The organism is Paenibacillus silagei, assembly GCF_017874735.1.
GTDB lineage: Bacteria > Bacillota > Bacilli > Paenibacillales > Paenibacillaceae > Paenibacillus_AQ > Paenibacillus_AQ silagei.
This window is the reverse complement of the sequence record NZ_JAGGLV010000010.1, coordinates 186,514-209,484: the sequence shown is the minus strand read 5'-3', so window position 1 is coordinate 209,484 and position 22,971 is coordinate 186,514. Positions and strand designations below refer to the sequence as shown.

Genomic DNA, 22,971 nt, shown 5'->3' with positions numbered 1-22,971 from the left:
GTTCATCCGTTTATTTCTGTGTAATATCGCTGAAGGTGCCTACATACCGGACATCTTCACCGGTCTCATCCTTCACAGCGCTGATATTCAGCCACTGCAGGTATTCTTCCCCATTCTTGCGCTTGTTCCAGATCTCGCCCTGCCACATGCCCTTTGACTTGACCTCACCCCACATCACGCGGTAAAAGTCCTTCGGCTGGCGGCCGGATTTCAGCAGGCTTGGCTGTTTGCCCAGCACCTCTTCTTCGGTGTAGCCGGTAAGCTTCGTGAACGCCGGATTGACCGTCTTGATGTGGCCGGACACATCCGTAACCAGAATCCCCTGGCCGGTTGAATTGAACACCTCAGAGGTGAGAGCAAGCCGGTCCTGGAAGTACAGCCACACCACAAGCACCAGACTGGCCAGCGCCACCTGGGACAGCAGCATGAAGCCGATGGAATATTGTCCGGTTGCCGCATGAATCACCGATAGCATAATCGGAGGGAAGAATCCGCCCAGACCACCCATCATCGACACGACCCCGTTGGCAATCCCCGCCTGCTTATTGAAGTACAACGGTACCAGCTTGAAAATAACACCGTTGCCGATTCCGGCACTTACCGCAATCGCCAGGCAGCCTGCCGTATACAGGCCCATGTCCGGCATGAATGCCAGAATAATGGCAGCCACCGTATATATACTGAAGGTGAAGATCAGTAAGAACAAAGGCTGGAATTTGTCGGCTAGCCAGCCGCCGATCGGACGGAAGAAGGTCGCTACTGCGATGAAGCCGGCGGTGCGCATCCCGGCGTCCACTTTTTCCAGACCAAAGCTGGATACCAGAAAATTCGGCAGATAAATGGTAAAGGCTACGAAGGAGCCAAAGGTAATGAAATAGAACAGGGAGAACAGCCACAGCTTCTCGTTCCTGGACACGCCCTTGATCTGTTCAATAATCGGAGTGCGGAGCTTAGGCTCCTGACGGTCTCCGAAGAAGAAGTTGAGGGCGATGAATACCAGCAGCAGAATCAGATACATTTTGACCGCAGTCTGCCAGCCGAACTGTGCTGCCAGGATTGGCGCTGAGAAGGTCGTAACCGCTGTACCGAGATTCCCGATCCCATAGATACCGTTAACCAGACCATGCTTCTCCTTCGGATAGTACTTCGGCAGAGAGGTTACCCCTACGGAGAAAACCGCACCGCCGACACCCAGGAACAGGCCGCCGATAATCAGATGGGTTACGGTTGAAGCCACACTGATGAAGTAGACCGGGAACAGCAGCAGCACGAAGCTGGACATAAAAATAATCCGTGCCCCCAGAATATTCGCATAATAGCCCAGCGGAATTCTCAGAATCGAGCCAAGCACGACCGGAATCGCCGTGACCATCGCCAGCCGCCCGGAAGGAATGCTGATATCCTCCGAGATAAAGGGCATCAGCGAAGAGATAATCACCCACACCATGAATCCGGTAATCAAGTTTAAGGTTTGCAGCGGCAATTGCATTTTTTTAATCATTCGTTTCACCTTTTCGCCGTTTTTTCTTGTGATGATTTCCTGTAATCGATACTTCCTGTACTCATTGTATCCGCCGTCCCCCGGCTCAGATATAGGGGAGTCCCCTTTCCCTGACAGGGTAAACCCTAAAATAACCCCACAGAGTGGGGCTTTAGCGTAGGTGGTGACTCAGGTACTTTGCGGGGACCCCAAAACATATAAATTCTTGTAAAAAATAACGCCGCCCAATTCACTGTATGCGTTACAGAGTTTTAGGGACAGAATAGCATTATATGTATACAAAAAGACTGATTTTGTCTACAACGCGTAATTCTGCCATGATATAATAAACCTATTGACTGAGATCATAATGAATCCTTACACAGATAAAGATGCTCCGGCTGAAAAGCAGTCCATACTGGACATCAATTGAAAAAGTGTAAATTCTTCTATTACAAAAGTATCAAAAAGCCGCCCCAGTTGGAATTGGAGCGGCTGTTTTTTTCACGTAATCAGCGTATTTAACTGTCCGCCTAGCCGTTCCTTGTCCTTCGGACTCAGCTGGTTCTCGCCCATCGGGAAGATTACGGTCTCTTCTTTGACAAAATGGACCGTCAGCACCTCGAAGGCCTCTCCCGCATCATGCACCGCTGAACGGATAGCTGCGAGCGTCATCTGGCCGATATCTCCCTCAGAGTGATGCAGGAAATGCCCGATGTACCCGTCAATCTCGCGGTGCTCCTCCTGGATGCCTGCCAGCGGGCCCTGGTCGAAGCCGATATACTGGCCCAGCAGCGGGAAGAAATACGTCTCTTCCTTCTCCGTGTGCCGCTTCAGCGGAACGCCGAACGCAAGCACCGCCTGGCGCAGCTTCTCAAGCTGTGCTCTTGCCGCTTCCAGCGTAATCTGCTCCTGCTCAAACCAGAGGACAATGGCATGCCATTCCTCCATCAGAAAAGATAAATAGCGGTGTTCATTCTCAAGGATGCGCATCGCGGGCAGCGTAAACTTAAGGTTTGTATGTTCCGGCATGCAGCTAACCCTCCAGTGGCCGGTCAGAAATCCAGCATTTTTTTCCTCAAAGCGTATTCGACCAGCTCGGGCCGGCTTTTAAGGTTAAGCTTCTCCATAATTTTGGCCTTGTGGGCCTCCACGGTCTTCACGGAAATAAAGAGCTTCTCGGCAATCTCCTTATTCCCGTATCCCTTGGCAATGAGCGGCAGAATCTCCAGCTCCCGCTTGGACAGCAGCTCGAACAGATCCTCCGTCCCGCCGGTCTTATCCTGCTTAATGAACTCACGGACCAGCGAGGTAGCCATCTTGGGATGAATATAAGTACCGCCTTCGTAAATCGTCCGGATGGCCAGCAGCAGCTCCTCATCCGGCGCACTCTTGAGCACATACCCGGAGGCCCCGTTCTTCAAGACATGGAAGAGATATTCATCATCGTCATGCATCGTCAGAATCAGGATCCGGGTGTCGGGATAATCCTCCTTGATCTTGCCGGTTGCGGTCAGCCCGCTTTCCCCCGGAGGCATGCTTAAATCCATGATCAGGATATCCGGCCGGAGCTTGGCGACCATGGTGTAGGCTTCCCTGCCGTCCGCCGCTGCTCCGATCACTTCAATATCATCCTGAAAATTAAGAATCATCGAGAATCCGCTGCGCACGATCGCATGGTCGTCCGCAATGACGATCTTCATCAGAAGCTCATTCCTTTCCTTCGGCCCATCATACAGGAACCTGCAGCATAATCCGTGTCCCCTTGCCGGTCTCTGAATCCACGCTGAAAATTCCGCCCACCAGCTCCGCCCGCTCCTGCATCCCGAACAAGCCCAAGCCTGTTCCGGCAGGCTCATCGCCCAGATGGAAGCCGATCCCTTCATCCTGAATCAGCAGCTGCAGCATGCCGCCGTTCTCGGTCAGCGATACCTTGACACTGTCGACCTGGGCATACTTCAGTGCATTCAGCACCGCTTCCTGGCATACCCGGTACATGACCGTCTCAATCTCACTCCCGTACCTCTTCTCGGTCAGCCGGGATTCATACTCAATCACGAGTCCATACGTTTGTTCCACCCGCTTGAAGTGGGAGCGGAAAGCCGCCTCCAGACCGAAATCATCCAGGGCAGCCGGCCTAAGCTCCACCGACAGGTTGCGGATATCACTCAGCAGACGGGTCATCGACACTTCGGTTTGCTTCACTTTCTTCAGCAGGCCGTCATCGGCTGTCATATATTTCAGCACACGCAGATCAATCACGGCACTCATCAGCTCTTGCGCAACGCTGTCATGCAGTTCGCGGGAGATCCGCTTGCGTTCATTCTCCTGGGCTTCAATAATATGCTTCATCATCTTGTTCTGGTAGAACTTCTCTTGCGTCTTGAACTGTCTCGTTAAGTCCCTGAGCATAAAGACCCGGATTCCGTTCTCTTCATCTATTGTGTGAAAGGTCGCGGCATAAGGCACAATTCCCTTGTCCCTGGTCTCGAGATAGACCTGATAAGAGGTGAACTCCTCCGAGTCCGGGGTGTGAAAATAACAATTCAGGCAGGTCCGCAGCTCCGTCTCGCTGGTATATCCCCGGCAAGTCCCGCAGAGCGCTTCAGGATTCCCCTGATACAGCTGCCTTAGAATATCCTTGTCGACGATCGTCTCGGCAGCCGGATTCATCGCCAGGGCTTTCCCTTGCCGGTCAAAAAAGAACATCGCCTCCGAGCTGTTCTCGAACAGCTTCGTCATTAGCTCACTGCGCAAATCCGTAGCGGGGTTCATCAACTGAGCAACAATTCCTTCCCGTCCAAGTCTCCAATGCCGCCCCGCGCCGTCGCTTCCAGGTCACGCAGCATCTCAGCGGTCACCTGCCGGTCCCCTCTGAAGCCGCCGAGAAGCACGCCTGCCACGCGGGCATCATTCCACATCGGCACCGCCCCGATGCTGTTCAGATTCTCCATCTTGGTGATGGGATAATTGAACAGGCTGTCGGGCTTCACCATAAGCTTCACCGAAGGGATCAGGAACGGCTTACCGGTCTTGAACACGATGCCGGCAATCCCTCTGCCGGATTGCAGCACAATCCGTTTGTACCGGTCACTTATATTGCCTGAGGCGTATTTCCAGCGGATCGCATAGTCATACTCCGCCGGTTCGGCGAACGCCAGCGACATGAAGTCATATCCCAGCGCCGCGCGAATCTGGTCCAGCCGGGTCTGGTAATCCACCTTACTCATCATCGCTTTCTCTCCTCGGATTGAACAGGGAAAGAAGTCCACGCTGCTCTTCCGTTAATTTGATTTATTTCTTCTGTATAGGATATAACTTCTGCCTACATAATTCAACGGAACACTCCATACATGAACCAGCCGGGTGAATGGCCAGAAGGCAAAGATCGCGAACCCTGACAGGATGTGCAGCTTGAAGGAGAACGGTACTCCGCTCATCAGCGACGGGTCCGGGCGGAACATGAACAAGCCGCGGAACCACACGGAGATTGTATCCCGGTAGTCGAACTCAGGCTGTACGGCATTCGTAACAATCGTGGAATACATCCCCATGAACACAATGAACAGCAGGAGCGAGTTAACGATCAGATCGGAGGCGCTGCTGAGCCGGCGGACGTTCTTCAGTGTGAAGCGCCGTGAGGTCAGGATCAGCATCCCGGCCAGGGTGGCCGCACCGAAGATTCCCCCGATGTATACAGCACCGATATGGTACATATGATCGCTGACACCGACAGCCTCCAGCCAGGACTTGGGAACGGCGAGTCCGCCGATATGGCCCAGAATGACCGGCATAATGCCGAGGTGGAACAGAATGCTGCCGAATTTCAGCTGTTTTTTCTCAATGAATTCACTGGATTTGGCGGTCCAGTTGAATTGATCCTTGCGGTAGCGGGCAATATGCCCGCCGATAAATACGACCATACACATATAGGGGAAAATAACCCATAAAAACTGACCCATCATATTCATTGACTTAGGGCCTCCTGTTCCGCACAAGCTTTGAAGGTTTCCCGCAACCCTTTAACCAGGTGATAATAAGGACTCTCCCGCTGCTCCAGCGCATTCACCAGATGATAGGTTCCATCCTCCAGAATCGCCATCAGCATCCGGAAGTTCTCCGGCGCGCCGGGGACATCCAGCCACTGCGCGGCATAGATGAATTCACACATCAGCGGCAAATAATCGGGCAACTCGCTCTCCGGCATGACAAGGCCGAACATTTCGTACAGCAGCTTCAGCTTGGCGAGCATTTGCCCGCGCTCCTTGGCATCCTCGAATTTGAAATAGGTCATGTAGAGCGCACAGTCCTTCTGAAAATCAAACGTAGCCGCATAGTTCTCCTGAATCTCTTCCAGGCTGAAGCTCTGCATCTGCTCCCAGTACGTCTGCACGTGGGCATATCCCGGGTGAGCAGGGTCAAACGTCTCTTCCAGAAAAGCCGGATGGAAATCCAGCTTCTCCGGGTACATAAGCTGCAAGGCGAAATAACCGAAGGACTCCTTGTATTGATGCAGTTTGTTCAGATCAATCACGCCAGATCCCCCCGTAGAAATTCTCTTCATACATCTCCTTGCCGGTCTTCATGGTGTCGCCGGAAGGACTCGCCGGTCCGCAACCGTCACAGCCGGAGCCGAAGCCCTGTCCGCCCATGTCGCTGCCATAGCCGGCCGCGCCTTGCGCGCGGTACGGGTTCATGTGCTGCTCCTTGTGGGAGGTCGGGATCACGAAGCGGTCCTCATATTTGGCAATCGCCAGCAGGCGGTACATCTCCTCGGTCTGCTGCGCCGTCATTCCGACACGGTCCAGACGGCTAAGATCAAATTCCTGGCCGGTGGACAGGGCGCGCATGTAAGAGCGCATCATCGCCATCCGCTGCAGGGCTTCCTTCACAGTCTCCGTATCGCCAGCTGTCAGCATATTCGCCAGATATTGAATAGGCGTACGCATCTCTTCGATGGCCGGGAAGATCATATCGGGATTCTTGAGTGAATCCTTGCCCTCAAAGTAGTTCATGATCGGGCTAAGCGGCGGTACATACCATACCATCGGCAGGGTCCGGTATTCCGGATGAAGCGGGAAGGCCAGCTTATGCTCGATCGCCAGCTTGTAGACCGGCGAGTTCTGCGCAGCCTCCAGCCAGTCCTCGGAGATGCCGTCTTTTCTCGCCTGCGCTCTGACTTCCGGATCATGCGGATTAAGGAACAGATCACACTGGGCCTTATACAGGTCCTGCTCATCCGGGGTAGACGCTGCTTCGAGAACCTTGTCTGCATCATACAGCAGCACACCCAGATAACGGATACGGCCCGTACAGGTCTCGGAGCATACGGTTGGCAGACCTGCCTCTACACGCGGGAAGCAGAAGGTGCATTTCTCCGCCTTGTTGGTCTGCCAGTTGAAGTACACCTTCTTGTACGGACAGCCGGTCATGCAATATCTCCAGCCGCGGCAGGCTTCCTGGTCCACGAGCACAATGCCGTCCTCATCGCGTTTATACATCGCGCCGGAAGGGCACGAGGCCACACAGCTCGGGTTCAGGCAGTGCTCGCACAGGCGTGGCAAATAGATCATGAAGGATTTCTCGAAGTTGAACTTGATCTCTTCCTCGATCTTTTGAATATTCGGGTCCAGCGGGCCCGTCACATGCGCTCCCGCCAGATCATCCTCCCAGTTCGGTCCCCATTCCAGATCCATCTTCTCGCCGGTGACAGCAGAGTGAGCCCGTGCTACCGGGGAATGTTTTTGCTCCCCCGCGTTCGTCAGATGCTCGTAGTTGTAAGTCCACGGCTCGTAATAATCCTTCATTTCCGGCATATCCGGGTTGTAGAAGATTTTGCCGAGCGCGATCTTGGACAGCTTGTTGCCGGATTTCAGCTCAAGCTTCCCCTTGCGCAGCTGCCAGCCGCCCTTGTACAGCTCCTGGTCTTCCCAGCGCTTCGGATAGCCGATGCCCGGCTTCGTCTCCACGTTGTTGAACCACATATATTCCGCACCCTTGCGGTTTGTCCAGGTGGTCTTACAGGTCACGCTGCAGGTGTGGCAGCCGATGCATTTATCCAGATTCATTACCATTGCCACTTGCGCTTTAATTTTCAAGCCAGTTGACCTCCTTCATTTTGCGGACGGCTACGTAGACATCACGCTGGTTGCCGATCGGACCGTAGTAGTTGAAGCCGTAGCTGAGCTGTGCATATCCGCCGACCATCTGGGTAGGCTTCAGGTGAATCCGGGTTGGCGCATTATGGCTTCCGCCGCGCGTATCCGTAATCTCGGAGCCAGGCACCTGAATGTGCTTATCCTGGGCGTGGTACATGAACATGGTGCCTCTCGGCATCCGGTGGCTGACCACGGCGCGCGCAGTGACGACACCGTTCCGGTTATAGACCTCAAGCCAGTCATTGTCCGCTATGTCATGAGCCGCCGCATCCTCATTATTGATCCACACCGTCGGACCGCCCCGGAACAAGGTCAGCATGTGCTGGTTATCCTGGTAGGTCGAGTGGATATTCCACTTGCCGTGCGGCGTCAGGTATCTCAGAACCAGCGCATCGGTTCCGCCCTTCACAGCCTTGTCGCGCGGCCCGAAGACCATTGGAGGCAGGGTCGGCTTGTAGACCGGCAGCGCTTCGCCGAACTGCTGGAAGATCTCATGGTCAATATAGAAATGCTGTCTCCCGGTCAAGGTACGGAACGGCACAAGACGTTCAATATTCGTAGTGAACGGCGAATACCGGCGGCCTTGCTTATTCGAGCCGCTGAATACCGGTGTCGGAATCACCTCACGCGGCTGTGCGGTAATGCTCTGGAACGTAATTTTCTCGGCGGCCCGGTCTGCCGAAATATCCCGCAGCTCGACTCCGTGATCCTTCTCGGCCGACTCATAAGCCTTCTGGGAGACGCGGCCGTTGGTGGCGGAAGACAGATGAAGAATGGCATCCGCCGCCTGGCGGGCCGTCTGCAGCTTCGGCAGTCCGTGCCGGATCGTCTCATCGTAATGCACACCGCTGATCTTCTTCAGCTCTTCGTACTCTTCGGCAACCGAGAAGCTGACGCCGTGTGCGCCTGTTTTGCCGGTAGCCAGATTCGGTCCGAGCGAGCTGTATTTGTGATGTATCTGCGTGTAATCCCGCTCGACAATAGTGAAGTTCGGCATAGTTTTACCCGGAATGGCCGGCACTTCGCCCTTGGTCCAATCCTTGACCAGACCCATCGGCTGTGAGATCTCGCTGATGGAGTCATGGCCCAGCGGGGACATCACTACATCCTTGTAGACGCCGGGCAGCTGCGATTTCGCCATCTCGGAGAATACCTCCGAGAGCTGACGGTAGATATCCCAGTCCGAACGGGATTCCCACAGCGGATTCACAGCCGGATTGAACGGATGGACGAACGGATGCATGTCGGTGGACGACAGATCTGTTTTCTCATACCAGGTTGCGGCAGGCAGGACCACATCGGCATACAGCGGCGTAGTTGTCATCCGGAAATCCAGCGCCACCATCAGATCCAGCTTCCCTTCCACATCCTCACGCCAGACGATCTCCTCCGGCTTCTGCTCCTCATTCGGTTCAGCCAGCAGACCATCGGACGCTCCGAGCAAATGCTTCATGAAGTATTCCTGGCCCTTGGCGGAGCTTGAGATCAGGTTCGAGCGCCAGATGAACAGCGAGCGCGGGAAGTTCTCAGGTGCGCCGGGATCTTCCACAGCAAAGCGCGTCTTCCGCGATGTAATCTCTTCTACAGCATGACCGATAATCTCCGCATTCGTCTTCTTGCCCTGCTGTGCCGCTTCCTCTGCAAACAGCAGGCTGTTCTTGTTGAATTGCGGGAAGGACGGCAGCCAGCCAAGACGCGCAGCAAGTACGTTGTAATCTGCCGGGTGCTGGTAGGCGACATCCCCGCCGGTCGGCGATTTCAGGGAATCGGTGCCACTCTCTTCATACCGCCACTGCTCGGTGGCAAAATAGAAGAACGAGGTCGCATTCTGCTGCCGCGCTGGACCCTGCCAATCCTTCGCGAAGGCCACGGTGGACCAGCCTTCAATCGGGCGGCATTTCTCCTGGCCGACATAATGCGCCCAGCCGCCGCCGTTGACGCCCTGGGAGGCGGTCAGCACCACCAGATTCAGAATCGAACGGTAGATGGTATCGCTGTTGAACCAGTGGTTGATGCCTGCGCCCATGATAATCATGGAGCGCCCGCCGGTCTCAATGGAGTTCTGGGCAAACTCACGGGCAATCTGCACAACGACGCTTGCTTTTACCGTAGTAATCTTCTCTTGCCAAGCCGGAGTGTAGTGGGACCATTCATCCTCATACCCCTTGGCGTTCAGCAGGCTATCTCTGCGCTTAATGCCGTACTGGCTCATCATCAGGTCATATACGGTTGCGACATAACGTTCCGTGCCGTCCGCAAGCTTCATCTTCCGGGCCGGAATGATCCGGCTGAAGGTGCCGTTACCGGCATTATCGAAGTACGGGAACACAATCTCCGTCCATTCTTCCCCGTGGCCTTCGATGGTCAGGGCCGGCTCCACCTTGCTGCCGTCCTCCCGCTCCAGAATCAGGTTCCACTTCTTGCCTTCCTCCCAGCGCTGGCCCATCGTCCCGTTCGGCACGATCATCTCGCCTGTGGCTTCATCGAAGATCACCGGCTTCCAGTCTGAGTGCGGCGAAGCATCGCCCAGATCGCTGGCCCGCAGGAAACGTCCGCCCTTCAGGCTGGCCTCATACGGATCAAGCAGAATCAGGAACGGCATATCGGTGTATTGCTTGGCATAATTCAGGAACATCGGCTCCTGGCGTTCCTGGTAGAACTCCTGCAGAATGACATGCGTCATTGCCTGGGCAAGCGCCGCGTCCGAACCAGGATTCGGAGCCAGCCAATTGTCGGCGAACTTCACGTTCTCGGCGAGATCCGGGGCGACCGATACGACCTTGGTGCCTTTGTAGCGCACTTCGGTCATGAAGTGGGCATCGGGCGTCCGGGTCAGCGGCACGTTCGAGCCCCACATCATCAGGTAACCGGCGTTGTACCAGTCCGAGGATTCCGGGACATCCGTCTGCTCGCCCCAGATCTGCGGCGAAGCCGGTGGAAGATCGGCATACCAGTCATAGAAGCTCAGCATCTGGCCGCCCAGCAGCGAGATGAACCGCGCCCCTGAAGCGTAGCTGACCATCGACATGGCCGGAATCGGGGTGAACCCGGCGATCCGGTCAGGGCCGTATTTACGGATCGTATAGATCAGCTGCGCTGCGATCAGCCGCAGGGCATCGTCCCAGGCTACCCGGACATGGCCGCCCTTGCCGCGTGCCTTCTTATACTGGCTGGCCTTCCCGGGATCTTCCACAATGCTGGCCCAGGCATCCACATAATTGTCATGCTCCTGAAGCGCCGTCTGCCACAGCCGCCACAGCTTCCCTCTGATATACGGATACTTCACGCGCAGCGGACTGTATTCATACCAGGAGAAGGTAGCTCCGCGCGGACAGCCGCGCGGCTCGAACTCCGGCATATCCGGTCCGCAGGACGGGTAATCGATCTGCTGGTTCTCCCAGGTGATGATCCCGTTCTTCACGAACACCTTCCAGCTGCAGGAGCCTGTACAGTTCACGCCATGGGTGGTGCGGACTACTTTATCGTGAGACCAGCGCTGGCGGTACATATTCTCCCAATCTCTATTTTTCTCTTCAAGAATGGACCAGTTCCCGGAATAGCTCTCCACCGGCTTAAAAAAGTTAAGGCCGAATTTCTTCTTCATCTGTCCCGAACACTCCTTCTGTACGAATCTATTCAATTAATCTCATTATGGATCTCTCCGGCCGCGCTTCCCATTAGGGAAACACCTATTGAACCTCGGGAAATCCCTTGATCTCAGCACACAGCAAACAAGCCTTCCCCCTTGAGGAGAAAAGCTCAGATTCTGCGCCGCACTGCCTGGCCGGGAGCTCGATTAGGGACTTCCCTGTTTATATTCGGGGGAAGTTCCTAGCGGGAATCCCATGGCAGAACTGTATGCTATACTGGCCAGTAGATACGTATAAGATTGTTATCATACGGGAGGATGAAGAAGAATGTCAGGACCCTCACTGCGCCAGCTGCACGCCCATCATGCTATACATCAGGGCGGACTCTCCGGCGCTGTAGCCAAGACAGAAGAAGTGGAAGAACTGCTGGCGCTTAAGGAAGTGGAGGTGGCCCGCCAGGCGGCTGACCACTTGATTGAGTACTGGGAGACGCGGATACTCAGCCATGCTGATGCCGAAGAGGACGGCTTCTATCAGGAGATGATGGCGAAGAATCCCGCCCTTGAAGATGCCGTTACCCGTCTGAAGCGGGATCATGAATTACTGCGGATCATCGTGCAGGATGTCAAAAGCATGCTCGCCGAAGACGGCCTCACCTCAGAGGTGCTTCACCAGTTCCATGCCCTGCTGGTAGTGAATGCTATTCATAGCCGGGATGAGGAGCGGCTGATGTTCCAGGAGCCGTAATGCGTCCCTGAATAGAAAGGTACACAAAACACACGGACTTCATAGCGGATCTGGATGATCCGGTTGGAGTCCGTGTATTTTCTATATCCGGCCGGAGTCTTATTCTTTACGAGCCTCGGCTGCCTTCCTTACATAAGACGCTCCGCTTGCCTTAGGCAAAACACGCGGCGATAATGGTATAATAAGACTGAACTGGAGGTTGGAACGGTATGGAGCTGCTTGATCCCCGAAATGATTTCTTGTTTAAACGCATTTTTGGAAGCGAAGAGAACCGTGATGTGCTGTTGGCCTTTCTGAATCGGACCTTTACTGAAGCGGGCAAGCCCCCGTTAAGCGACATTATTCTGCTGAACCCTTATACCGACAAGGATTCCCCCCGCGACAAGCAGTCTATTCTTGACATCCGGGCCAAGACGACCGAAGGCGAAATTATTAATGTGGAGATGCAACTGTTCAATAAATATGACACAGAGAAACGGACGCTCTACTATTGGAGCAAGCAGTACTCCTCCCAGTTGCAGGAGAGCCAGCCGTATAACCAGCTAAAGCGCTGTGTCACTATCAATATTATAAACTTTGCTTTGTTGCCGAATACTCTATATCATAACGTCTTTCACCTGCGTGAGGACCGCACGGGAATCGCTTTGCTGGACGACATTGAGATTCACTTTCTGGAATTGCCTAAGCTGGATGAGCATGCAGTCACTATGGAACAAGGCGGACTGGTCAACTGGCTGCTGTTCCTGAAGGGAGTAAACCAATCCAAATGGGAGGTGCTGACGATGAACGAGCCTGTGTTGAGAAAGGCCATGAACACGCTGGAGTTTTTGAGTCAGAATGAAGAAGCCCGCAGACAGTACGAAGCACGTCAACGCTATTTGCACGATGAAGCTTCAATGTATGAAGCGGCTAAGGTGGCGGAAGCCAAGGGACGGACTGAAGGGGCTGATATCACTAGAAAAGAAATCGCACTCAAGCTCCTTGCCTTGGGAATGGAGCTAACGGATATTGCTGATGCATCTGGGCTTTCGATTGATGAGATCAAGAAGTTAAACCCTTTGCAGTAAAATCCTAAAAGCAAAAACAAAGCCGGTCATTAGGATCGGCTTTGTTTCATTTATAGCGATTTTATACACTTCAAAATCAGCTAGTCCCGCTGCCGCTCTCCTGCAGAATAGCACGCAGATCATCTCGATTCATCAGCAGATCCCCGAGCGTATACTCATCCAGCACTTTCAGATAGGCGTGCAGGGCCTTGCCCAGCACGCCTTTGAGTCTGCACACCGGAGAGATCGGGCAGCTGCCGCCTGAAGGCTGGAAGCACTCCACGAGATAGAAATCATCCTCCATCCGGCGTACGACCTCCCCGATATTGATCGTCTCCGGCGCAAGCGCCAGTCTGATCCCTCCCCCGCGCCCTCTGACCGTCTCAATATAGCCCGCCTTGCCGAGCTCATGCGACACCTTCATCAGATGATTCTTGGAGATGCCGTAGGCACTGGAGATATCCTGTATAGTTGTCAGCTCTTCCCGCTGCTTCGCTCCGAGATACATGAGGATGCGCAAGGAATAGTCGGTATATAACGTCAGCCTCATTCTCTTCTCTCCATTCTGTTTACAAATGCACCACGAAACCAGCCATACTCTCCATCCAACTATACCACGCCATCTAACATCCCGGCTTGTCCATTAGGCACGTACAGCCAACAAGCGAAGAAGGAAGATACGCATTTCGCCTCATGTAAGTGATATTTTTTACAGAGGATATCATATTTTTTGTCCATTTTGTTAAAGTGGTATTTTAAATATATCTTTTATCTTAAAAAGCGTATATATTAATTTTGTAATATATGGAGAGGGGATGATTGATATTTTATCACAACACACTCGTGACATTGTCAAATCCACAGCGCCAGTCCTGGCGGAACACGGCACAACCATTACAACGGTATTCTATCGTAACCTGTTCGAGGCCCACCCGGAACTGCTGAATGTGTTCAACCATGCCAACCAGGCGCAAGGCCGCCAGCAGGCGGCACTGGCCAATGCGGTCTACGCCGCGGCAGTCCACATCGACAACCTTGAGAATATACTCCCCGCGGTGGTCCAGATCGCACACAAGCATGTCAGTCTCGGCATCAAGCCGGAGCATTACCCGATCGTCGGAGAATTCCTGCTGAAGGCCATCAAGGAGGTGCTGGGCGATGCTGCTACGGATGAGATCCTGAGTGCCTGGGAAGCGGCTTACGGCGTCATAGCCAATGCGTTCATCGGCGTCGAAGACAGCATGTACAAGGAAGCGCGGGAGCAGGAGCACGGCTGGAACTTCTTCAAGCCTTTTACCGTGGTGCGTAAGGTTCAGGAGAGCGGCAGCATTACATCGTTCTATCTGAAGCCGACAGACGGCTCGAATGTACCAGACTATAAGCCGGGCCAGTATATCTCTGTCCGTGTGCTGATCCCCGGAGAGCAATACACCATGATCCGCCAATACAGCCTGTCCCAAGCACCGAAACCGGATGAATTCCGCATTTCGGTGAAACGCGAGGAGACGAATGATCCGAATGGTGTAGTTTCCGTCTATCTCCATAACCAGGTGAATGAAGGAGATACCGTTGAGGTAAGCGCACCGGCCGGTGAGTTCCTGCTGGATACTTCTATAATTACCCCGGTAGCCTTTATCTCAGGCGGTGTAGGCATCACCCCTATGATGAGCATGCTTGAGACAGTAGCCAATGTAACACCGGACCGGCCGGTCGTCTTCCTGCACTCTGCACGGAACGAATCGCTTGCTGCCTTCGGTACAGATATTGAGAAGCATGCGGCCTCGCTGAGCAACGTCAAGACTAGAACCTTCTACTCCGGCGGACCGGATGGTGTGATTACAGGCGAAATTCTGAAGAGCTATGTAGATGTTACCGGAGATGCTTACGTGTGCGGGCCTGTTCCTTTTATGGAAGCCATGATTGGCGAACTGCGGAAGCTCGGAATGACCGAGGCTCAGATTCATTATGAGTTCTTCGGACCGGCACTGCAGCTAAGCAACGCGTAGATTGTTCATTTAAAAGCAAAGGGGCCGCCTGCCGAACCGTTACCGGTTCGGCGGAAGCCCGCTTTCTTCAACGTGAGTTCAGCCATTCATAGAGTACCTTCGCATGGTTATGGACCGGGTCCTTCGCGGCATAGACTAGTGTGACCCTCTGATTAAGCGCCCGCTCCCGGATCGCTTCCGCAAGCCCCGCGCATTCCGGATTCTCCTCCAGCTCCAAGGTATACCGTTCCTTGAATGCCGCGAACCGCTCCGGCAGATGCCCGAACCACTTACGCAGCGCCGGGCTTGGAGCGATGTCCTTCATCCACTCGTCAATGGCCGCCTGCTCCTTCGTCACTCCGCGCGCCCACAGCCGGTCCACCAGAATCCGGTATCCGTCCCCGGGGTCCGCAGGTTCATAGATTCGCTTCAGGCCAATAGTGTACGAAGCATCTTCGACTTTCCCGCCGGATGGCTCTCCCATGCTGCATCCCTCCTGCTCACCACTAAATACACCCAATATACCACGGAGCCCATTCTGCTTCCAGCGGCTGTCCGCCCCGGAGAGACGCGGCATGACAAGCTGATGGTCCGGCAGTCTGCCGCACTGACTTCGCTTCTCCTCTACTCCGCTTCAAGAATGTACCGGTTCCACCGCTGCTGCCAGACTACATCCTGCCAGAACGGATGATGCGGCGCACAATTGGAGCACAGCGTCATGCCCCAGAAGCCCAGGGCCATCCCCTTACGCAGCGCATACTCGGCAATGAATTTCCCGACCGGGCCTTCCTCGAAGCCTGCAAGCAGCGGGGTATAGCCGACATAGCCTTCGCCGATCACCACCGGCAGGTCCGAATGTACCGCCCATTCCTGCGCTTCTGCCAGGCGCATGTCCGCTTTTTGCAGCATCGCCAGCTTATGGGCTCCATAGCGGTCATACAGGTAGAGATCCCATAGATCAGGGTCGGCCCAATCATGCAGATAGATCAGCTTCATCCCGACCGGATTGCCCTCCATCCGCCACTCCTGCCCTGCGGGCAGGTTCCATTCCCCGAAGAGCGGGGCATCTTCCCTCAGCATAGACCGGACAAAGGTATTCGGAAAAGGCACCCCCTCATCATTCAACCCCGCCGCATCCATAAGCTCATTCAGTACGCCCTTAATATAAAGATGATAGTGGGCCACCTGAAGATTACGGGCCACATATGCCTTTGGATAAGCTTCGTTCAGCGTATAGCTGGCCGTGATCAGAACATCGGGATGCTGCCGCCGGAGATAGCCCACCGCTTCCTCGATATAAGGCTGCATGGCCTCCACCAGCCTGGGCGTATCCGCTGCGCCGATTCCCTGCACGGTACCCACGGCGGTAAGCTGCCCGAATTCCACTTCATTATGCAGCTCGGCATAAACAATTCGATCAGCGAAGCCTTCCCCCTTGATATACCGGATGAGCTGGTCCATCGACCGGGCCAGGTTCATGAACCGCTCTGCGGGAGCAATTGCTGCCAGCTCATCACGCAGCGCGGGATAGGCCAGGAAGCTGGGGCTCTGCTGATATTCCCAGGAAGACAGCATAATATAAAGTCCGTGCGCCTTGGCCTGCCTGAACAGCTCCAGCAGATGCGCATGCCCGTCCAGCTCAGCACCGCCGTGGCAGTTGTACCAGCGGGTACGCTGGCCCACTTCCCCCAGACTGCCGAAGTGCAGCGGTCCGGGGCGTTTGCCTTCCGCTGTGAATAACAGGAACGGCATGGCGCAGATCCGGATGGTGTTGTATCCTCTGTCGGCTGCCTCCTTGCATCTTGCTGCCAGATCATGATAAGGCTCGCCCGGCAAGGTCATTGTGTACCAGGAGAAATCCCACATGGTGAGGGTAAGCTTGCGCGGCAGCCTGCTCAGCACTGCATCCATTCTGTTCACTCCTTAGGATTAGGTTGTAATACCAGGTCAACTACTGTCCCAATTCCAGCTCCAGCACGCTGAAGCCGTTCGGACGATAGACCGTTAGTGTCAGCTCCGTTACAGGAGCAGCAGGCAGCTTGAGGCTCAGGGTACGGACCTCTCCCGGCTGCATATCAGGAATAACCTGAGCCGCTCCTTCCACGCCATCTGTTGACATTGTTACATAATAGCCCTGCACCGCATAGCTGGGAATGTCCTTCCGGCATGTCAGGGTGACTTCAAACTCCCCTTCTGTCTGCACAGGAGTATCTGCGAGCAGGAGCGGTGAAGCCATCTCGCGCAAGGCTGCAAAGGAAGGCTTCACCCGGTTATGCACATCCACCGAACCATGAACCCGCTGCTTCCATCTTCCCTGCCCGTCTTCTCCCATTTGCGTGCGGTAATCATTCAGACTGAAAAAGATCAGCGCTGCGAACTGGGGATACTTGCGGTAGAGCTCTGTTTTGTGAACAAGAATTGCTGTTCTTCTGGGGTCTCCGCCTTCGTACACTGGCTCGCAGAGGCCATATTCAGCCACCACCACCGGCTTATCCGGGTAATCGGCCAGCATCTGCCTGATGACCTCATCCTCATCCAGCCCGCCATGCCAGGTTCCGATATAGTCATTCCACATCAGCAGGTCCCCGGCTCCCGTAGCATCACTACGCGGCTTCAGGTGGACCGTGTTGCTCACATAGTTAATCAGTCGCTGTGAATCCAGCGCATGGATTTCCAGCTTCAGCTGCTTCATGTACCGGAGGGTGGTCTCCGACTGCCCGTTCAGCTCATTCCCCATCCCCCAGGCGAAGATACACGGATGATGGGAATGATCGCGGATCATCTCCTTCGCCTGGGACAAGGCTACCGCGAAGGTGTGCTGATCCGGCTCCGCCGGCTGCTGCCAATGCGGAATTTCCTCCTGGACAAGTATGCCGTTGCGGTCACACCAGTCCAGCAGCTCGTTGCCCTGCTGCCAGTGAAAACGGGTGATCACAGCGTTTGCCTCCTTCAGCCGCTCCAGCATCGCGCCGAGATCCTCCAGCTTCTCGGCCATGCCGGACGCCGGATTCGAACCGGGCATCCATTCGACACCCATCAGGCGGACCGGCTCACGGTTCAGCCATAGCTCATGCCCTCTGACCACAATCTCACGGAACCCGAAATGGACGGTTACCTCATCATGAAGCTGTCCGCCCTCACGGATAATTAGCTGAAGCCGGTAGAGATGCGGATGATCGAAATGCCACAGCTCCACTGGTAACCACTCCATCTCTACAAGCTGCCAGGCTGCGGATTGCGGAGGCAGGGGGCGGTGATCCTCCCATATTTGTGTACCATTCTTGAAAATAGCGGCCCCTATTGTTGCTGAAGCAGAGGGTCCGCATAGCTGTACCTCTGCCAGTAACCGGCCGGACGCCTGCTGGCCCGCTGGTCCAAACCGGACTGCCGGGGAGACGCGGATGTGCTTAACGGCCGTTTGCCCGGTTACTATAAGCTGTACGGGCCGGATGATCCCTCCATCATCGGCCCAGTCGAAGCTTAAGGCTTGCGGAAGTGCCTGAGCGGCCGGGGAATTATCCGCTTTTACGGTAATCCGGTTTTCCTTGCCATGCAGAATATGCGCAGACACCTCCAGCTCAAAGGCAGTATACCCCGAGTTGATATGCGAACCGGCCTCGAGGCCGTTGATCCAGACCACCGCATCACGGTAGACGGCTTCAAAATGCAGACGGAACCGGCTGCCGCTCCACTCCTCAGGAATGCTGAGACTATACTCATACCACCCGGCCCCCCGGTACTCCTCCAGACCTTCCTCCACATTCCAGGTATGCGGAACCGCAACCTCCCTTGGAGCTGGCAAGCCTGTAATCTGCCATTCCTCTCGCTCTCCTGCGCCTGCTGTATCTGCCTGAAAACACCAGCCTTCGTCCAGGCTAATATTATGCCGTCCTGTTGTATGCATAATCTGTTGTCCTCCTTCTGCTTAGAGTTGTCCCCGGTTCAGGGCACTATCGGCCATCCGTCTGTGAACCCCGGCTCCTTGATGATTAGGGTCCAGGGCAAGAGCTGAATCAAGCTCCGCTGCCGCAGCTTCATACCGGCCCAGCCCGAGAAGCCCGAGCCCCCGCATGTAGCGGCAATGTATGACATTGCGCCGGTTGAGGTCATCCTCAAACACCAGGAAATCCGGCAGCGATACGGCGAAATAGTCCAGCTTGATATCATCGAAAAGATGACGCTCGGCATAATCGATCAATAGATTGAAGCGTCGTTTCGCCTCCTTCGGCTGCTGAAGCCTCAGCCAAGCCAGACCCTGGTAGAAAATCATCTCCGGCGGCTGGTCATTGTAGAATACCGCACTGGCGGGCTCCGCCAGTCCTTGTGACGCCATCCTGTAGCAGCGGTCAGCCTCTTCTTCTTGCCCAAGTCCTTCGTATACCCGGCCAAGAGCATAATGGATATTATTCTCCTGCGCCCCTTCCAGCCTCCCTTCGCCCAGATTATGCGGATAGGCCAGCGCCAGCCGGAAATGCTCAAGCGCCGCTTCATACTGCCCGTTCTCCAGTGCCAGTCTGCCAAGCCCGCTGTGGGCGAATTGGTATTGCCCGGTCACCTTCCCCTCTCCGCCCTCCCAGGGATGGAAGGTACGCAAGCTTAATGCCGTAACCGCTTCGTCATAGCGCTCAAGCTGGTTAAGCATCGTTACATATTCGATATACAGATCATCCCGCTGCTCCACCAGGCAGCACCGTGCTTCAAGATGTTCCAGCCGTTCCCCGGCAGACCATGCGAGCTTCTTGCGCAGCTGATCCAGCTCATACAGAATCCGCGCATCCTGCGGCGCACAGGCGAAGGCCTGCTCCAGTGAAGCGAGCGCCGCCTCAGGATGATTCTGCTTGTTGTAATAGGCCAGAGCCAGATTGCGGTGAACGATGGCGAAATCCCCTCTCAGTTCACGCGAACGTTCCCAGCTCGCAGCCGCTTCTTCCGGCAGCTTCTTGTCATAATAGAGATTGCCGAGATAGTAGTGGGCCTTATCATCCAGGGGATTCGCCCGGACGGCGCTTAACAGCCATTCAAGCTCGGACAGGGTGTTCGGGAAGCAGTGCAGCGAGGAGGCTGCTTGCCCCTGGCGGCGTTCCTCCCGTGCCTGCTCATCTTGTCCCGTACGCTCATAACATTCACCAAGGGCATAATGCAGCATCGGATAGACCGATTCGGATTCTAGTTCCAGTCCGGGTTCAGATTGAGGTTCGGATCTGCCCCGTTCGACCGCTCTCTCTCCTATAGCAAGAGCTTCCGCATACAGTCCGCAGCCCATATAATCTGCCATAAGATTAAGGTAGTTGTGTGTGTCACCACGCATAAGCCGTTCCAATTCTGTCAGCGCCTCTTCTGCCGCAGCAGGGTCATCCAGTGCTGCAAGGGCCAGGGCCAGTTCGTTATATGTGCCAAAATCAGCAGGATCAAGCTGCACAGTCTCACTTGCGAATCCCCTCGCCTGCTGCGGCCGGCCAAGCCTCCGCAGGAGAGCAGACTTGAGGTTCCTCGCCTTATAGTTACGCGCATTGCGGATCAGCGAACGCTCCGCCAGCTCCAGCGCCTCGGCATACCGGCCCTGCCGGCAGGCAATCTGAGCAAGTGAGAAGTACCCTGCATCCTGCCAGGCTGCCGACCATACCGCTTTGTAATAAGCAGCAAAAGCCTCATCCAAGCGGTTCTGGCCGCGCAGGGCAACCCCCAGCTGATAATAGGCTTCGCTGTCATACGGGTTAGGATTACGCGAGGTCAGACGCTCAATGGCGCGGCGGAGCAAAGGCTCACTCTGAGCATATTGCCCGCGGCGGAGCAGCAGCGTTCCATACGCTACATTCAGCCGGATATCCCCGCTGTCCCGTTTAAGCCCCTCCAGATAATAGGCCTCCGGCTCAAAGGTGGCATGCCGGTACTGCTCCAGATGCAAGCCAGCCAGATACAGCTCCTCTGCTGAGCGCAGCTCTTCCGGCGGGGCCAGCGGCTTCGCCGCCTCAGGGATACGCCCAATCTCCGGACGCTTCGGCTGATAGGCGACCAGCAGCCTGCCCTCTGCACTATGAACCGTCAGCTTGGGGTCATGCTCCTGCTCTCCATGGTCCAGCATAACCGTACGCTCTATAGCCTCTGCGGGAGACAGATCTGCAGTCTCCCGCAGATATTCGCCTGCGGCTCCGCTTAAGCTGATCACGGCCTGCTCCAGCCGTGAGGTCACGTATACCTTCACCACTGCCTGAGCCGATACCGCATCCACCTCCAGATTGACCGCAGCGTCTACCGAGGCATTTTTCACCAGACCGATGCCCTTATACGGCATGAAATACTGGGTGAAGCTCTTCTCCTCATACGGCTGCAGCCAGGTGAAGTCAGGCTGATTATCGGTGTACACGCCCGTCATGAGTTCAATATAAGGTCCGTCCTCATCGGTCAGCTGGCGGTCCCAGGCCTGGCCGAACTCCCCGTTCCCCCAGGTCCATTGCTTCTTCCCCGGTGAGATATGATGATCAGCCACATGCAGCAGCCCCGCCTGGACGCCGTGATCATATCCGCCGACGAAATTATAATCCGACTTATAGGCCATATAGGAGGTCGGAACCGGAATATTCTTATAGCGGGAGATGTCCACGCCTTCCGAATAATCCTGTTTGTAGTAGATACCGGTCGCAATAGGAAACCGCGATACATCCCTTTTGCCATGATCGAAGACGGCTGTGACATCAGGCGGAAAAACAGACTGCGTCTGATCATTCACCGCAACCGCCGGGTTGGCCCACCAGAGGAAGGTCTGCGGCAGCGGCGTCCGGTTATAACACTGCGCATGGACCTCCAGATAGGCTCTCCCGGGATAGAGTCTGAACGCAGCCGTAGCCTTCGTCCCGTACATCCGGTCAATCTCGCTCACCCATACGGTAGCGCTTCCATCCTCAGCAGCCTCAAGCCTATATTCAACCGGGCCGAACGTATTGGGGCGGTGATGCTGCGGCCAGTTGAACTCAATGCCCCCGGAGATCCAGGGACCTGCAAGGCCGACCAGCGCTGGCTTGATTACGCGGTTATAATAGACAAAATCATAATTGTTCGTCTTGTCGAGCGCCCGGTAGATCCGCCCCCCAAGCTCCGGCATGATCTCTATGCGCAGATATTCATTCTCCAGAATAATCAGCTTGTACGCCCTATCCTGCTTCACATTCGAGATGCTCTCAATCACAGGATGCGGATACACCCGCCCCGAGCTTCCTTGATAGACTCTTTTCTCCAGAAACATAGGATTTGGATCAGCGGCACCTGCCTCATAGGTTGGTATCATCACACTGGTCTCCCGTACCTGTACCCGGTCCGCGCTGTCCGTATTGTCCCTGTTGTCTGCGTTGCCCGCATTGGACATGTTGTCCGTATTGTCTCCATTGCCAGCGTAGTCTGCATTACCCCCGGCTGCCTCCGGCATCTTACCGCTATCTGCCTGCTTCATGCCCTTCACTGCCTCCCTTGACTTGATAGTTCTACTCTAGCCGCTGGCCGGGGAGTTTCCAATTGACGAAATGCGGGAAGTGATGGATTATATTCTTATTCTATGTAAGCTTAGATTTCGGGCGTCCCTGCGATGAGCATACACTTTCCCAACCGTCGGGGTTGGGGTTGGGGTTGGGGTTGGGGTTGGGGTTGGGGTTGGGGTTGGGGTTGGGGTTGGGGTTGGGGTTGGGGTTGGGGTTGGGGTTGGGGTAAATCCTGCCCATAATGCAACATTCCGCTCCTGAATTCAGCCTTAAACCGGAATTGTTGCACAAAAATCAACATCTGTCCTCCTACCTGAGGCCAAACGGGGAAATTCCTGCATTTTGTGCAACAATCCGCCCTGGCACCACTGTACCAGAGAATCAAAATTGCAAAATGTGCAACATTTTCATCATCTCAGCATCCGAGCACCGAGCACCGAAGCATCTTAGCATTCCAGCACCCAAGCATCTCGCATTCCCTATATTCAGTCTCTAC

The 22,971-nt window shown here is 55.0% G+C and carries 17 protein-coding genes; 3 read left to right on the top strand and 14 right to left on the bottom strand.

Translation table 11 applies throughout. The annotated features are described in order from the left end of the window. Positions 1 to 10 precede the first annotated feature (10 nt). The 9 genes from J2Z70_RS16765 to J2Z70_RS16725 all read right to left on the bottom strand — a co-directional run bounded on the left by J2Z70_RS16765 (position 11) and on the right by J2Z70_RS16725 (position 11,242). Positions 11 to 1,501, bottom strand: coding sequence for an MFS transporter (locus tag J2Z70_RS16765; RefSeq protein WP_209875091.1), 1,491 nt, complete (start codon positions 1,499 to 1,501; stop codon positions 11 to 13). Positions 1,502 to 1,984: 483 nt separating this feature from the next. Further along, on the bottom strand, positions 1,985 to 2,512 hold the full coding sequence (locus tag J2Z70_RS16760; protein ID WP_209875089.1) for a hemerythrin domain-containing protein: 528 nt from the start codon (positions 2,510 to 2,512) through the stop codon (positions 1,985 to 1,987). Between the two features lie 23 nt (positions 2,513 to 2,535). Next, complete coding sequence (locus J2Z70_RS16755) at positions 2,536 to 3,183, bottom strand: response regulator transcription factor (protein ID WP_036691001.1); 648 nt, start codon at positions 3,181 to 3,183, stop codon at positions 2,536 to 2,538. Between the two features lie 28 nt (positions 3,184 to 3,211). Further along, positions 3,212 to 4,255: a sensor histidine kinase gene (locus J2Z70_RS16750; RefSeq protein WP_245368291.1), complete on the bottom strand. Its 1,044-nt coding sequence runs from the start codon at positions 4,253 to 4,255 to the stop codon at positions 3,212 to 3,214. Further along, positions 4,255 to 4,713, bottom strand: coding sequence for a GAF domain-containing protein (locus J2Z70_RS16745; RefSeq protein WP_209875086.1), 459 nt, complete (start codon positions 4,711 to 4,713; stop codon positions 4,255 to 4,257). The genes J2Z70_RS16750 and J2Z70_RS16745 overlap by 1 nt, the downstream gene beginning before the upstream one ends. A gap of 51 nt (positions 4,714 to 4,764) precedes the next feature. Further along, entirely contained in the window at positions 4,765 to 5,451 is a 687-nt protein-coding gene (narI, locus tag J2Z70_RS16740) for a respiratory nitrate reductase subunit gamma (protein WP_209875083.1), read from the bottom strand. After that, positions 5,448 to 6,014 carry a nitrate reductase molybdenum cofactor assembly chaperone gene (gene narJ / locus J2Z70_RS16735; RefSeq protein ID WP_209875080.1) on the bottom strand — a complete coding sequence of 189 codons (567 nt, stop codon included), beginning with the start codon at positions 6,012 to 6,014 and terminating at the stop codon, positions 5,448 to 5,450. Before narJ ends, narI begins: the two co-directional genes overlap by 4 nt. Continuing rightward, entirely contained in the window at positions 6,007 to 7,578 is a 1,572-nt protein-coding gene (gene narH / locus J2Z70_RS16730) for a nitrate reductase subunit beta (protein WP_209875077.1), read from the bottom strand. The genes narJ and narH overlap by 8 nt, the downstream gene beginning before the upstream one ends. Then, positions 7,568 to 11,242: a nitrate reductase subunit alpha gene (locus tag J2Z70_RS16725; protein ID WP_209875073.1), complete on the bottom strand. Its 3,675-nt coding sequence runs from the start codon at positions 11,240 to 11,242 to the stop codon at positions 7,568 to 7,570. Before J2Z70_RS16725 ends, narH begins: the two co-directional genes overlap by 11 nt. A gap of 313 nt (positions 11,243 to 11,555) precedes the next feature. On the opposite strand from J2Z70_RS16725, the gene J2Z70_RS16720 reads away from it, so the two are divergent. Further along, complete coding sequence (locus J2Z70_RS16720; protein WP_209875070.1) at positions 11,556 to 11,975, top strand: hypothetical protein; 420 nt, start codon at positions 11,556 to 11,558, stop codon at positions 11,973 to 11,975. 209 nt (positions 11,976 to 12,184) lie between these two features. After that, entirely contained in the window at positions 12,185 to 13,042 is an 858-nt protein-coding gene (locus J2Z70_RS16715; protein ID WP_209875067.1) for an Rpn family recombination-promoting nuclease/putative transposase, read from the top strand. Positions 13,043 to 13,118: 76 nt separating this feature from the next. Here the strand turns inward: J2Z70_RS16715 and J2Z70_RS16710 are convergent, their stop codons facing one another. Continuing rightward, positions 13,119 to 13,571 carry an RrF2 family transcriptional regulator gene (locus J2Z70_RS16710; RefSeq protein WP_209875064.1) on the bottom strand — a complete coding sequence of 151 codons (453 nt, stop codon included), beginning with the start codon at positions 13,569 to 13,571 and terminating at the stop codon, positions 13,119 to 13,121. 274 nt (positions 13,572 to 13,845) lie between these two features. Between J2Z70_RS16710 and hmpA the strand changes: the two genes are divergently transcribed. Beyond that, entirely contained in the window at positions 13,846 to 15,027 is a 1,182-nt protein-coding gene (gene hmpA, locus J2Z70_RS16705; protein ID WP_209875219.1) for an NO-inducible flavohemoprotein, read from the top strand. A gap of 67 nt (positions 15,028 to 15,094) precedes the next feature. Here hmpA and J2Z70_RS16700 read toward each other — a convergent pair whose 3' ends face one another. From J2Z70_RS16700 to J2Z70_RS16685, 4 genes are all read right to left on the bottom strand, one after another. Continuing rightward, positions 15,095 to 15,490 (bottom strand): DUF488 domain-containing protein, encoded by a 396-nt coding sequence (locus J2Z70_RS16700; protein ID WP_209875061.1) that lies wholly within the window; start codon positions 15,488 to 15,490, stop codon positions 15,095 to 15,097. A gap of 140 nt (positions 15,491 to 15,630) precedes the next feature. Next, positions 15,631 to 16,917, bottom strand: a complete 1,287-nt coding sequence (locus tag J2Z70_RS16695; protein ID WP_209875058.1) for a cellulase-like family protein — start codon at positions 16,915 to 16,917, stop codon at positions 15,631 to 15,633. A gap of 40 nt (positions 16,918 to 16,957) precedes the next feature. After that, positions 16,958 to 18,910 (bottom strand): glycoside hydrolase family 2 protein, encoded by a 1,953-nt coding sequence (locus J2Z70_RS16690; protein ID WP_209875055.1) that lies wholly within the window; start codon positions 18,908 to 18,910, stop codon positions 16,958 to 16,960. Positions 18,911 to 18,931: 21 nt separating this feature from the next. After that, positions 18,932 to 22,366: a tetratricopeptide repeat protein gene (locus tag J2Z70_RS16685; protein WP_209875217.1), complete on the bottom strand. Its 3,435-nt coding sequence runs from the start codon at positions 22,364 to 22,366 to the stop codon at positions 18,932 to 18,934. Positions 22,367 to 22,971 lie beyond the last annotated feature (605 nt).

Bases quoted from the DNA above. Each gene is read 5' to 3' on its own strand.
- J2Z70_RS16700 (WP_209875061.1), bottom strand. From the start codon at position 15,490: ATGGGAGAGCCATCCGGCGGGAAAGTCGAAGATGCTTCGTACACTATT.
- J2Z70_RS16745 (WP_209875086.1), bottom strand. From the start codon at position 4,713: ATGATGAGTAAGGTGGATTACCAGACCCGGCTGGACCAGATTCGCGCG.
- J2Z70_RS16690 (WP_209875055.1), bottom strand. From the start codon at position 18,910: ATGCATACAACAGGACGGCATAATATTAGCCTGGACGAAGGCTGGTGT.
- J2Z70_RS16750 (WP_245368291.1), bottom strand. From the start codon at position 4,255: ATGAACCCCGCTACGGATTTGCGCAGTGAGCTAATGACGAAGCTGTTC.
- J2Z70_RS16710 (WP_209875064.1), bottom strand. From the start codon at position 13,571: ATGAGGCTGACGTTATATACCGACTATTCCTTGCGCATCCTCATGTAT.
- J2Z70_RS16760 (WP_209875089.1), bottom strand. From the start codon at position 2,512: ATGCCGGAACATACAAACCTTAAGTTTACGCTGCCCGCGATGCGCATC.
- J2Z70_RS16720 (WP_209875070.1), top strand. From the start codon at position 11,556: ATGTCAGGACCCTCACTGCGCCAGCTGCACGCCCATCATGCTATACAT.
- J2Z70_RS16685 (WP_209875217.1), bottom strand. From the start codon at position 22,366: ATGTCCAATGCGGGCAACGCAGACAACAGGGACAATACGGACAGCGCG.
- J2Z70_RS16695 (WP_209875058.1), bottom strand. From the start codon at position 16,917: ATGGATGCAGTGCTGAGCAGGCTGCCGCGCAAGCTTACCCTCACCATG.
- J2Z70_RS16725 (WP_209875073.1), bottom strand. From the start codon at position 11,242: ATGAAGAAGAAATTCGGCCTTAACTTTTTTAAGCCGGTGGAGAGCTAT.
- J2Z70_RS16765 (WP_209875091.1), bottom strand. From the start codon at position 1,501: ATGATTAAAAAAATGCAATTGCCGCTGCAAACCTTAAACTTGATTACC.
- J2Z70_RS16715 (WP_209875067.1), top strand. From the start codon at position 12,185: ATGGAGCTGCTTGATCCCCGAAATGATTTCTTGTTTAAACGCATTTTT.
- narI (WP_209875083.1), bottom strand. From the start codon at position 5,451: ATGAATATGATGGGTCAGTTTTTATGGGTTATTTTCCCCTATATGTGT.
- J2Z70_RS16755 (WP_036691001.1), bottom strand. From the start codon at position 3,183: ATGAAGATCGTCATTGCGGACGACCATGCGATCGTGCGCAGCGGATTC.